Below are 12,129 nucleotides of genomic sequence, written 5' to 3' on the forward strand. Positions count from 1 at the left end.
ATACATACGATTTTACAATCACCAGAGATTTCAAAAGAAACTAAACAACCTGAGCCCCTATAAATATAGAGCTCAGGCTGCATAAGAATGCTTTTTAATTTCCGTCTACTTGACGGGGGTCACTTCAATATGTGGGGCCTTTCTTCATTTTATTCTTCGATTGGGAACCAGCCAGGTACGCTGAATATCGCGTTCCAAAGCGGATCAGGTAAAACGAGTTCTTGCTGTGCATCTTTCCGTAATGTTACACGAATGTTTTCTTCGTCTCCGTTTTGGACTTTCTCTACCCAGTTCGGTTCCATGATCATTTCGCGACCAAGGGCAATGAGAGGTACGCCTGTATCAAGTGCTTTTTCTACTTCATCTGGAGTATGAAGAGAGCCGACACCGATAACAGGAACAATGTGACCGATTCGTTCTTTGATCATTTCCATGCGTGGTGTAGGGTCTTCCTCACGCATCGAACCTTGATAGAAATCGGATAGTGAAACATGAACATAATCCAGATTGCGTGTGGCAAGTTCATCTACAAGCTGAAGGGTGTCGTCCATTGTGATGCCAGGATTTTCACGTTCTTCAGGTGAGATGCGATAACCAAGAACGAAAGCACCACTAGCGTGTTTTTTGATTGCTGCTTGGGCAGATTCTAAGACAGCTAATGGGAATTTCATACGATTTTCAAGGTTTCCACCCCATGCATCTTCTCTTCGGTTTGAATGAGGAGAAAAGAACTGTTGAAGAAGGTACGTATTTGCACCATGAAGTTCTACTCCATCAAACCCCGCTTCAATTGCTCTTCGCGTTGCTTCACCGAAAGCTTGAATGGTTTCTTGAATTTCATCTTCTGTCATAGCACGAGGTGTTTTCGAACCTTCACGCTCAGCTGGGACAGCACTTGCGCTAAGGATTTCTTCATCTGGAACGAGCTCTGGAGGACACATTCTTCCGCCATGGAAGATTTGTAGAATGGCTTTTGCCCCTTCAGAGTGAATGGTATCTGCTAATTTTTTGAGACCTGGAATCTGTTCATCGCGGTTCGCTCCAATTTCACCAGCGAAGCCTTTTCCGTGCGGAAGCACATAAGCACAAGCGGTAATAACTGCACCTACACCGCCAGAACGCTTTTCATAATAAGCAAGTTCCTGTGCGGAAACAGTGCCGTCATCATTTGATAAGAAATTGGTCATTGGAGCAAGCATGACACGGTTCTTTAATTCTACCCCGGAAGGTAGCGTATAAGCTTGTAGCATTTTTCGATTTGAAGTCATTGTGTTCCTCCTTTTGTACACGTACTGTAATTCTAACTCTTACAGTTTAGCACGACGATTCTTAATTTGTCTTACGATGTGCTTTGATTTTATTGGAAGTAAGGAACATTCAAATAAAAAACCGCCAGGATCGGCGGTAGTCGTTTAAGTTAAATTCGCTTTGAAGAGATGGCTTCACGCATAAGTTGCAGTGAGTGCTTTGATTTTTCTTTTCGCGCAATCATAATATTTACATAAAGCGCATCAACGAGACTTAGCTGTGCAATCCTAGATGCGAGCGCTTCAGAGCGAAAGTCTGTTTCTTGTGAAACGGTATAGAGAGGAATATCAACTTTTTTACTTAGTGGTGAGGTGGCCAGATTCGTGATAGCGATCGTGGTTGCCCCAGTTTCACGTGCGATGTCAGCTACCCGAAGCATATCTTTATTCGTACCAGAATGAGAAATCAAGACGGCCACATCGCTACTTGATAGCTGAGAGGCTGACATGATTTGCAAATGTGCATCGCTATATGACGTTGAGCGTAATCCTGTTCGAATAAACTTATGCTGGGCGTCCATCGCAATAATTCCAGAACCACCATTTCCGTAAAATTCAATATGCGTCGCTTTTAATAAAATTTGAACGGCCTGATCAATCGTCGCATCATCCAATATGTGGTACGTGTCCTCTAGCGTTCGAATGTTTGATCGAAGCACCTTTTGGGCAACCTCTTTCGGGGAGTCCGTTTCTGTGATGGTTTCATGAATATCCTGAATCGGATTAACAATTTCTGCAGCCAGGGCAATTTTCATCGCTTGAAAGCCTTTGAAACCGATTCGCTTACAAAAACGAAAAACAGTTGCATCAGCTACGTTCAAATCTTCTGCAACCTGATTAATTGTGCTGTGGATAATCTTATTCGAATTGTTCAATATATAATCCGCCACCTGTCGTTCTTTTTCGCTAAATTGCGAATAAGAAGAGCGGATTCTTGGAAGGCAATGACGGGTTTCCGTATCGGACATGTTCATTCTCCTCTCTATCACTCCTGATTTTATCATTGTAACCGATTACAATTAAGATGAAAATAGATTCCGCTCAACCAATTGAAACAAAAAATATTTAATGTATAATTAGTATATAAGAAAAAATATTTCATTCGTATAAGGAGTTTTTCATATGAACGTCGGATTAATTGGTCTTGGCAAAATGGGATACAACCTTGCTTTAAACTTACGTGATCATGAACACAACGTGATTGTACACGATGCAAATGATGAGCAGGTTCAGAAAATGAATGAAGAGGGCTTTACAGGAAAGCACTCTCTTAAAGAAGTGGTAGCATCACTAGAATCACCACGTATTCTTTGGATGATGGTTCCTTCAGGCGATATCACTGAAGCTGTTACAACTGAATTGTCGGGCCTTCTCGACCGTGGTGATATAATCATTGATGGCGGGAATTCCCACTATAAAGATTCAAAGCGCAGAGGCGAAATGCTTTTAGAAAAAGGCATTTATTTCTTTGATGTAGGCACAAGCGGTGGGAAGTCAGGTGCACGCAATGGCGCTTGTACAATGATCGGTGGAGATAGCACTGTGTTTGATACCATTGAGCCATTATTTAAAGACATTTGCGTTGAAGATGGTTACTTGTATACTGGTGAGTCCGGTAGCGGTCACTTCTTGAAAATGGTTCATAATGGCGTAGAATATGGCATGATGCAGTCCATTGCAGAAGGTTTTGATTTACTGAGTAAAAGTGAGTACGATTTTGACTATGAAAAAGTGGCACGCGTATGGAATAACGGTTCTGTTATCCGTTCTTGGTTAATGGAATTAACCGAGCAGGCTTTCTCAAAAGACGCTAATCTTGATGAAATCCGTGGTGTGATGAACTCATCAGGTGAAGGGAAATGGACAGTAGAGACAGCTCTTGATCTCCAAACAGCAACTCCTGTTATCGCGCTTTCCCTAATGATGCGCTATCGTTCATTAGAAGACGATACGTTCACTGGTAAAGTCGTTGCAGCTCTTCGTAATGAATTCGGCGGTCACGCAACTGAAAAAAGCAATTAAATAGATAGATGTGGGAAGCATGTTGACGTAAACATGCTTCCTGATAGTTTAATGACTACTGGTTTGCTTTATTTGAACGCGCTTACAGTTGTTTTTAAGACAACTTAGCGTGAGTGCCTAGAAGATATAATAAAAAATTGGAAGATCAATCAAGTAGGAGGAATGGCTTATGACGATGAAAGAGCAATTTATGATTGGTGTCGATATCGGGACAACGAGTACAAAAGCCGTTCTATTTAATGATGACGGTCAGCCTGTTTCAAAACATAATGTGGAATACCCGCTCTTTACACCAACACCCGCGACGGCAGAACAGGACCCAGAGCAAATTCTACTAGCCGTAGTAGAGTCGATTCGGACGGTCATTCAGGATAATCAGTTACGTGGGGAGCAAGTGAAATTTGTTTCATTTAGCTCAGCAATGCATAGTTTAATTGGAGTAGATGAAAACGGAAAGCCGCTTACAAAATGCATCACATGGGCAGACAACCGGAGTGCACAGTGGGCTGAGAAAATAAAAAATGACATGGATGGACACGAAATTTATCGCCGAACAGGAACACCTATTCATCCAATGTCTCCGCTCTCCAAGCTCGTTTGGCTTAAAAATGATGAAAAAGAATTATTTCAATCAGTTGCAAAGTTCATTTCAATTAAAGAATACGTTTTCTATCGCTTTTTCCATGAATACGTGATTGACTATTCAATCGCCTCAGCAACAGGCTTATTTAATCTAGAGCAACTTAATTGGGATGAGGAAGCGCTAAAAATCGCTGGTATTACAGCTGACCAACTGTCTAAACCGGTGTCCACAACGCAGATGATGTCAGGATTAAAAGCACCTTATATTGAAGAGACAGGGCTTACTTCTGCAACCAACTTCATCATTGGGGCAAGTGATGGCGTCTTATCAAACCTTGGAGTTAACGCTATTGAGCCAGGGGTTGTAGCTGTCACAATTGGGACAAGTGGAGCGATTAGAGCAGTAACCGACCGCCCTGTCACAGATCCAAAAGGACGCATTTTCTGCTACGCACTTACGGAAGATAAATGGGTTGTAGGTGGTCCTGTCAATAACGGTGGTATCACATTCCGGTGGGTACGCGATCAATTTGCAGCATCTGAAACAGAAACAGCGAAACGCCTTGGCATTGATACGTATGAAATACTCACACGAATCGCTGAACAGGTGAACCCTGGCTCTGACGGTCTTCTTTTCCATCCTTATCTTGCTGGTGAACGTGCTCCATTATGGAATTCTGATGCGCGCGGAAGTTTCTTTGGACTTGCGATGCATCATAAAAAAGAGCACATGATCCGTGCAGTACTTGAAGGAGTTATTTATAACTTGTACAGTGTCCTGCTTGCACTTGAAGAACTAATTGGTGAACCGAAGCAAATTAAAGCAACAGGTGGTTTTGCTCGATCAGCTCTTTGGAGACAAATGATGGCTGACATCTTTAACCAAGAAGTAACCGTTCCAGAAAGCTATGAAAGCTCCTGCCTCGGTGCCATCGTTCTCGGTAAAAAAGCGCTCGGCGAAATAGACTCACTAAGTATCGTCTCAGATCTAGTAGGAGATACATTTAGCCATGAACCCAAAAAAGAAAACGTCCAAATCTACTCAGAACTACTCCCAATCTACATCAGAATCTCAAGAAAACTAACCGAAGAATACACAGCCATAGCCAACTTCCAAAACAAAACTTTGGGGAAAAACTAAAGCGTATGTGCCACGCTTAGACCCGGCAGGCACTGGAAGCCTTCAAATGAACACGCTTTTTGTGTTCAGGTTGAAGGCTGAAGTGACCGAGGGTCTGTGGCACAGGAGCTGGATGTAGCTAAAGCGGAAACACACCGTTTAGGCCCGGCAGACACTGGAGCCTTTCAAAATGAACACGGTTTTTGTGTTCAGGTTGAAAGGTGAAGTGGCCGAGGGTCTGGTGTGTTGAAGCTGGATGAGGCTAAAGCGTATGTGCCACGCCTTCACCTATACAAAAAGGGACAGCCTCATTTGGCTGTCCCTTTATATAGCTAAAATTAATGTTTAATCGCTTCTTTTAAGATAACAGTTGCTTGATCTAACTCAACATCTTTTGTCAAAACGATCTCGCTTATGAGAAACTGCTGGGCGTTTTCCAGTAGTTTTTTATCGTCAGTTCCGAGTGGTCGTTTCTTGTTTAGGGCAACGAGCTCACGGATTACTTCCACATGGTTGTGGATGTCTCCTGTTTTAAGCTTGTTCATATTATCCCTGTAACGCTGGTTTCTATTTGCACTGGGCTCTTCTACGTCAACTTCTTCGTTAAAAGAAGTAAGTACTTGGTCCATTGTGCTGACGTCAGACACTTCACGGATTTTCAGGTTTTCCGTCTTTCCTTTTGGAATCATCACCTGAATGTCACGAAAAGGCATATTAAGAATATAATAGATCTGAGTTTCACCCAGTATTTCTTTTTCCTCGATTGCTTCGACTATACCTGCACCGTACATGGGATAAAAAATCTTATCGCCTACCTCAAACAAGCGCCCACCCCCAAATTTATAAATTATAGCACATCTACTATTATAACATAAACAATTAATTTGTACGAATGGAATATTTTTTTCGATATGGCACTTTGATTGATTGATCGATGCAAACTGCATTACAATTAAAGACAAATTTGGTTTAGGCCAACTATGGAGGCGGTTACAAAGATGAAGATTGGAATGATTAGTTTCTGGCACGTTCATGCAAAAGATTATGCAGAAGAAGCGCGAGTTCATCCTGATGTGGAAATTGCAGCGATCTGGGACGAGAATGAAGAGCGTGGAAGAAAAGAAGCTCAATTGAGAGAAGTAGAGTACATAAGTGATTTAGAAGATCTTCTGAACAGACAAGAAATAGAGGCGGTTGTTGTTAGTTCACCGACAAACCGTCATAAAGAAGTAATGGTACAAGCAGCTCAAGCAGGGAAGCATATTTTTACCGAAAAAGTTCTGGCGTCTACTGAAGAAGAAGCGATCCTAATACTGAATGCGGTGAAAGAATTTGGAGTAAAGTTATTTGTTTCATTGCCGCGCGTTTATGATGGCTATACGGAAGCTGTTCAAAACTTGATTGAATCAGGTGAGCTAGGAGAACTGACGCAGACGCGCGTGCGACTTGCTCATAATGGAGCGACTGCTGATTGGCTTCCAAACCATTTCTATAACAAAGAGGAGTGTCAGGGGGGAGCGTTAATTGACCTTGGTTGTCACCCAGTGTACTTAACGAGACTTTTTCTTGGTATGCCTGAACGAGTTACAGCTCAGTTCGGATATTTAACGAAGAAAGAAGTAGAGGATCAGGCTATCGTAACATTCGGGTATAGGAATGGCTCTTATGGAGTAGCAGAAACGGGTTTTGTAACGGCTCACTCTCCATTTACCATTGAAATACACGGCACAAAAGGGTCAGCTGTCTATGGCATACCTGATAAAAAGCTAATCAAAAAAGTTTCGGAGAAATGGGAAGAAGTTATGATACCAACGGATAAACCTTCTCCATTTTCACAGTGGGTTGACCACATCCAAACGGATAGAGGGACAGATGAAAACCTTGCGCTTGCTCTTGATCTAACCGTGTTAATGGAAGCGGCTTATCAAGCAGAGAATACTAAGTCTGAAATTGTTATCAATCCCCGATAGTCAATCCTACAGTTTGGCGATTGGAGTATGGTACACTAGCTTCGACTAATGACAATGAGGTGCCTTATGAAACCATTTTTACAATACAATCCGACCCGCCTTTATTTTGGCAAAGATAAAATAAAGGAATTAGCAGGAGAACTTCATTATGGGGTGAAAGTTCTTGTGGTATATGGTGGCGGAAGCATTAAGCGAAACGGCGTTTATGACGCTGTCATGACTGAACTTAAGAAAGTAAATGCAGAAGTGCATGAGCTTTCGGGAGTAGAACCGAATCCTCGTCTCACCACAGTCGAAAAAGGCTCTGCCATTTGTAAAAAAGAAGGCATTGATTATCTTCTTGCTGTAGGTGGCGGTAGCGTCATTGACTGCACAAAAGCGATAGCTGCAGGTGCTCACTATGAAGGCTCAGCGTGGGATTTAATCACACAAAAGGAACCAATTGAATCAGCTCTACCATTTGGGACAGTGCTGACCCTTGCTGCTACAGGTTCGGAGATGAACTCCGTCTCGGTTATCACAAATTGGGAAACGAAAGAAAAGCTAGGATGGGGATCACCGCACGTATTTCCAACGTTTTCTGTACTTGATCCTACATACACATTTTCAGTTCCAGAAAACCACACTGTTTACGGCATTGTTGATAGCATGTCGCATGCGCTAGAGCATTATTTTCACCGCACAAGCAATACGCCGATGATCGATGGATTTATTGAATCCCTTCTCCGTACGGCGATTCAAACAGGTCCAAAGCTACTTAGTGATCTAGAATCATATGATCATCGTGAAACGATGATGTATATTAGTACGACGGCTTTTAACGGAACATTGAGCAATGGCACTGATGGCGGTGATTGGGCCACACACCGAATTGAACATGCTGTATCTGCCGTTTACGATATTCCACACGGTGGAGGATTGGCGATTTTATTCCCGAACTGGTTGGAACATGTCCTGGAAGAAGATCCTTCTCGAGTGAAACAGTTAGCCGTGAACGTTCTTGGCGTCTCGCCAGAAGGGAAAAGTGATTACGAAGTGGCTGTAGAAGGAGCGAAAGCACTTCGTACGTTCTGGAACTCTCTTGGTGCACCATCTCGTCTCGCAGATTATGAGATCGATGATGCTGAATTTGAAAGTATGGTTGAAAAAACCTTTATTAAGCCAGGAGTTGGCACATACAAAGAACTTGATCGGGAAAGCGTTCGAGATATTCTAAAACGCTCCCTTTAATGCAAAAGCAGCATGGCGCCGGCGCCATGCTGCTTTCTTCTTTACTCATTAATGGAAATGTGGCGAAATTCTTGAACATTAAAAAGTCCCATGTCGGTTAATTTAAGTTCTGGTATGACCGGAAGACTTAGAAAGGAGAGTGTTAAAAAAGGATTAAAATCCCTCGGGGCACCTATTTCTTGTAGCGCCAGATCGATTTCTTCTAGTTCTCTCACCACAGATGGGTAATCGTTCGTTGAAAGAAGTCCCGCAATGGGAAGTGGTAATTTCGCAATCACTTCCTGATTTCGCACAACCGCTAAGCCCCCCTGCATTTCTTGAATAGCTTCTGCGGCTTTCATCATATCTTCATCGTTTGTACCGGTCATAATTAAGTTGTGGGAGTCGTGTCCAACGGTTGTCGCTATCGCTCCATCTGGAAACTGAAAACCCTCTACAATGCCAAGTCCAATGTTTCCCGTACGGTGATGCCGTTCAATAACGGCTAGTTTCATAAGGTCCTTTTCAGCACTTGAAACAAAACCATGGTTCGCGTTGCGATCAACAATGAGCTTTTTTGCTTTTGTCACAATCTGATTAGGAATCAGTTTAATGACATTTGCTTCTTTGTCAGTTACTGGTAAATGAAGGTGTTCTTTTTGAAGCGTTGGTAAATGAACGGAATTGGTTATTCTTTTTGAAGGCGTTACTTTCGCAATCCTCTTCGTTTTACCTTTTTCTGCAACAAGTTCTCCAGCTCGATAAACTTTTGCAACAGAAAATGATTCCACGTCATCTAGGAGAAGAAAATCAGCATCAAGACCTGGTGCGATCGCTCCTTTCGTTTTTAAACCAAAGCACTCTGCTACATTTAGTGATGCCATTTGAATCGCTACGAGAGGATCTAGCCCTTCTTGGATAGCAAGTCGAACATTATGGTCAACGCTTCCCTCTGTGATCAGGTCGTCAATATGCTTGTCGTCTGTACAGAACATGAATCGTCTTGCATTTCGCTCGGTTACAGCGGGAAGAAGCTGCTTTAAGTTCTTCGCGACTGAGCCTTCACGAATAAAAACATACATTCCTCGTTTAATTCGCTCAAGTGCTTCTTCGGCCGTGATACATTCATGGTCAGTTCCAATGCCAGCCGTTTTATAAACATTCAAAGCACGAGTATCAAGACCTGCTGCGTGGCCATCTATCTTTCTGTTTTGTGCGTCATGCAATTTGTGCATCATAGAAGGGGATGTATTAGCGACTGATGGATAATCCATCACTTCAGCCAAACCGAGAACGCGGTTATGATCATAGAAAGGCTTCAAGTCTTCAGCCGAAAGAATCGCTCCGGAGTTTTCAAACGGTGTAGAAGGAACGCTTGAAGGGAGCATAAAGTATATGTCCATTGGGACATTCTCAGAATCTTGAAGCATATACGAAATGCCTTCAGTCCCTGAAACATTTGCGATTTCATGAGGATCAGTGATGATCGTCGTTACCCCACAAGGAAGGACGGCCTTTGCAAATTCAGATGGAGGAACCATTGCGGATTCAATATGAACGTGGGCATCTATTAAAGAAGGAACAACATACTTTCCCCTTGCATCAATCACGTGCTTTCCTTCGAATTTTCCTATTCCTGCAATAACGCCACCGACGATCGCGACGTCAGCTTGGATAAATTCGAGGTTGTAACTATCTAAAACAAGTCCATTTTTAATTACACATTCGGCTGGGAGCTCGCCAGCAGCTGTTTGAATTCGTTGGATTAGTTTATCCATTGTTTTGCTCCTCTCAGTCTAGACAGAGGATGACAGATTCACATTGCCAGAATTGTCATCGTAGTCAAACCATTTACGGTAGTTTGGTAGAAACCTTTGGACCATATCTCCAAAATTATACGAAACCTGGTACGTATTATTAGCGTATTTTATAGATGTCTTGGGCGCTCGTCAATAGCATCTAACATTACGACCTAAAAAATACTTTCAAATTCATATTGATAAATGAGACAAATCCAAGTAAACTACAAGTAGGTAGAATTAAATACGCAAAAAAGAAAGCGCTTTTTTTATCGATTTTTAGGCAAACGTTTGCACTTTACGAACTTTACTAAATAGATGAGGTGTAGAGATATGAAAAGAATCTGGTGGAAAGAAGCTGTCGGCTATCAAATTTATCCACGAAGCTTCCAGGATTCAAACGGTGATGGTATTGGTGACTTACAAGGCGTCATTCAGAGGTTAGATTATATTAAAGGTCTTGGCATCGATGTGATTTGGATATGTCCAATGTACAAATCTCCTAACGATGATAATGGGTATGACATTTCTGATTACCAGGACATCATGGAAGATTTCGGTACAATGCAAGACTTTGATTTGTTGTTAAAAGAAGTTCACAAACGGGATATGAAATTGATCATTGATCTCGTTTTAAACCACACAAGTGATGAGCACCAGTGGTTTATTGAATCCCGTTCATCGAAAGAAGATCCGAAGCGTGATTGGTACATTTGGCGCGATGGAAAGAATGGTAAAGAGCCAAATAACTGGGAAAGCATTTTCGGAGGATCGGCATGGGAATATGATAAGAAAACAGATCAGTATTTTCTCCACGTCTTCTCAACGAAACAGCCAGATGTAAACTGGGAAAACCCTAATGTTCGCGAAGCGCTGTATGACACGGTGAACTGGTGGCTCGATAAGGGGATAGATGGTTTCCGTATCGACGCCATCAGCCACATTAAGAAGCGCTCAGGGTTCCCTGATATGCCGAACCCCAAAAATGAAAAGTATGTTTCTTCATTTGATATGCATATGAACCAAAAGGGAATTCAGGAGTTCCTTCAGGAATTTAAGGATGAAACGTATTCGAAGTACGATGTGATGACAGTTGGAGAAGCGAATGGTGTAAGCATTGATGAAGCTGATCAATGGGTAGATGAAAAAGACGGCAAAATGAACATGATTTTTCAATTCGAACATCTTGGATTATGGGATGCCGAAGAGAAACCTGATCTTGATATTGTCTCACTAAAAAAAGTGCTAACACGTTGGCAAAAGGGCCTTGAAAATAAAGGGTGGAATGCCTTGTTTGTTGAGAATCACGATAAGCCACGTGTTGTGTCAACTTGGGGGAACGATCAGGAATATTGGAGAGAAAGTGCCACTTCAATGGGAGCGATGTATTTCCTTATGCAAGGAACGCCATTTATTTACCAGGGGCAAGAAATTGGTATGACCAATGTTCAATATCCTTCTATTGAAGATTATGATGATGTAGCCGACAAAAATCGCTACCGCATTCAGCGAGAAGCAGGAGTAGCTCATGATGCTATTATGAAAGTAATTTGGGCATCTTCTCGTGATAATAGCCGAACACCAATGCAGTGGAATGCCGATAATAACGCTGGCTTTTCTTCTGGAACACCGTGGTTGAAAGTAAATCCAAACTATACAGATATAAATGTTGAGAAGCAAGAAGCTGATGATCACTCAATTCTATCTTTCTATAAGAAGATGATTGAACTGAAGAAAAACAATCTTGTTTTCACTTACGGAAGCTATGATTTACTACTTGAAGATGATCCGCAAATTTATGCTTATACAAGAACAACAGCGGATGACAAAGTTCTTGTTCTCACAAATCTATCGATCGAGCCAGCTGTATTTGAATCGAATCTTACGTTGGAGATGAACCAGCTGCTTTTGAACAACTATCCTGTTATTGAAGAAGTGAATGATTCTATTGTATTAAAGCCCTATGAGGCAAGAGTCTATCGTCTTTAACATATCTCATTAGAAGACAGCCGCGCTTTACGGCTGTCTATTTCTCTAGGTTTACAGGTGGAAATACACACCTAAGTCGTTTTTTTATCTATAATTTACCAAATTTGTCGAATCATTAGGGTAAATATGAA

10 protein-coding genes and 1 riboswitch are annotated in these 12,129 nt (G+C 42.0%); of the genes, 6 read left to right on the forward strand and 4 right to left on the reverse strand.

What is annotated here, in order from left to right:
• Positions 1-4: 4 nt before the first annotated feature.
• Positions 5-85: an IS3 family transposase gene (locus tag PQ578_RS22465; RefSeq protein WP_371018277.1), complete on the forward strand. Its 81-nt coding sequence runs from the start codon at positions 5-7 to the stop codon at positions 83-85.
• A gap of 64 nt (positions 86-149) precedes the next feature.
• Here the strand turns inward: PQ578_RS22465 and PQ578_RS00005 are convergent, their stop codons facing one another.
• Entirely contained in the window at positions 150-1,268 is a 1,119-nt protein-coding gene (locus PQ578_RS00005) for an NADH-dependent flavin oxidoreductase (protein ID WP_273831631.1), read from the reverse strand.
• Between the two features lie 149 nt (positions 1,269-1,417).
• Positions 1,418-2,275, reverse strand: coding sequence for a MurR/RpiR family transcriptional regulator (locus PQ578_RS00010; RefSeq protein WP_224884300.1), 858 nt, complete (start codon positions 2,273-2,275; stop codon positions 1,418-1,420).
• Positions 2,276-2,429: 154 nt separating this feature from the next.
• On the opposite strand from PQ578_RS00010, the gene gnd reads away from it, so the two are divergent.
• Positions 2,430-3,329: a phosphogluconate dehydrogenase (NAD(+)-dependent, decarboxylating) gene (gnd, locus tag PQ578_RS00015; RefSeq protein WP_273831632.1), complete on the forward strand. Its 900-nt coding sequence runs from the start codon at positions 2,430-2,432 to the stop codon at positions 3,327-3,329.
• Between the two features lie 175 nt (positions 3,330-3,504).
• Positions 3,505-5,052 carry a gluconokinase gene (gntK, locus tag PQ578_RS00020; RefSeq protein ID WP_273833197.1) on the forward strand — a complete coding sequence of 516 codons (1,548 nt, stop codon included), beginning with the start codon at positions 3,505-3,507 and terminating at the stop codon, positions 5,050-5,052.
• Positions 5,053-5,369: 317 nt separating this feature from the next.
• Here gntK and PQ578_RS00025 read toward each other — a convergent pair whose 3' ends face one another.
• Entirely contained in the window at positions 5,370-5,855 is a 486-nt protein-coding gene (locus PQ578_RS00025; RefSeq protein ID WP_098445563.1) for a CarD family transcriptional regulator, read from the reverse strand.
• 174 nt (positions 5,856-6,029) lie between these two features.
• On the opposite strand from PQ578_RS00025, the gene PQ578_RS00030 reads away from it, so the two are divergent.
• Together PQ578_RS00030 and PQ578_RS00035 are read left to right on the forward strand one after the other, a co-directional pair.
• A complete protein-coding gene (locus PQ578_RS00030) occupies positions 6,030-7,001 on the forward strand; it encodes a Gfo/Idh/MocA family protein (protein WP_273831633.1) in 972 nt (323 codons plus the stop codon).
• Positions 7,002-7,067: 66 nt separating this feature from the next.
• On the forward strand, positions 7,068-8,231 hold the full coding sequence (locus tag PQ578_RS00035) for an iron-containing alcohol dehydrogenase (RefSeq protein ID WP_273831634.1): 1,164 nt from the start codon (positions 7,068-7,070) through the stop codon (positions 8,229-8,231).
• A gap of 41 nt (positions 8,232-8,272) precedes the next feature.
• Here the strand turns inward: PQ578_RS00035 and ade are convergent, their stop codons facing one another.
• On the reverse strand, positions 8,273-9,988 hold the full coding sequence (gene ade, locus PQ578_RS00040; RefSeq protein WP_273831635.1) for an adenine deaminase: 1,716 nt from the start codon (positions 9,986-9,988) through the stop codon (positions 8,273-8,275).
• A 41-nt stretch (positions 9,989-10,029) separates the two neighbouring features.
• Positions 10,030-10,131, reverse strand: a riboswitch (purine riboswitch).
• Positions 10,132-10,342: 211 nt separating this feature from the next.
• Between ade and PQ578_RS00045 the strand changes: the two genes are divergently transcribed.
• Complete coding sequence (locus PQ578_RS00045; RefSeq protein WP_273831636.1) at positions 10,343-11,998, forward strand: glycoside hydrolase family 13 protein; 1,656 nt, start codon at positions 10,343-10,345, stop codon at positions 11,996-11,998.
• Positions 11,999-12,129 lie beyond the last annotated feature (131 nt).

The organism is Guptibacillus sedimenti, assembly GCF_028610665.1.
Classification (GTDB): Bacteria; Bacillota; Bacilli; order Bacillales; family Guptibacillaceae; genus Guptibacillus; species Guptibacillus sedimenti.

What these genes read in the sequence shown, in the direction of transcription:
- PQ578_RS00005 (WP_273831631.1), bottom strand. Translation starts at nt 1,268, where the DNA reads ATGACTTCAAATCGAAAAATGCTACAAGCTTATACGCTACCTTCCGGG.
- PQ578_RS00010 (WP_224884300.1), bottom strand. Translation starts at nt 2,275, where the DNA reads ATGTCCGATACGGAAACCCGTCATTGCCTTCCAAGAATCCGCTCTTCT.
- gnd (WP_273831632.1), top strand. Translation starts at nt 2,430, where the DNA reads ATGAACGTCGGATTAATTGGTCTTGGCAAAATGGGATACAACCTTGCT.
- gntK (WP_273833197.1), top strand. Translation starts at nt 3,505, where the DNA reads ATGAAAGAGCAATTTATGATTGGTGTCGATATCGGGACAACGAGTACA.
- PQ578_RS00030 (WP_273831633.1), top strand. Translation starts at nt 6,030, where the DNA reads ATGAAGATTGGAATGATTAGTTTCTGGCACGTTCATGCAAAAGATTAT.
- PQ578_RS00035 (WP_273831634.1), top strand. Translation starts at nt 7,068, where the DNA reads ATGAAACCATTTTTACAATACAATCCGACCCGCCTTTATTTTGGCAAA.
- ade (WP_273831635.1), bottom strand. Translation starts at nt 9,988, where the DNA reads ATGGATAAACTAATCCAACGAATTCAAACAGCTGCTGGCGAGCTCCCA.
- PQ578_RS00045 (WP_273831636.1), top strand. Translation starts at nt 10,343, where the DNA reads ATGAAAAGAATCTGGTGGAAAGAAGCTGTCGGCTATCAAATTTATCCA.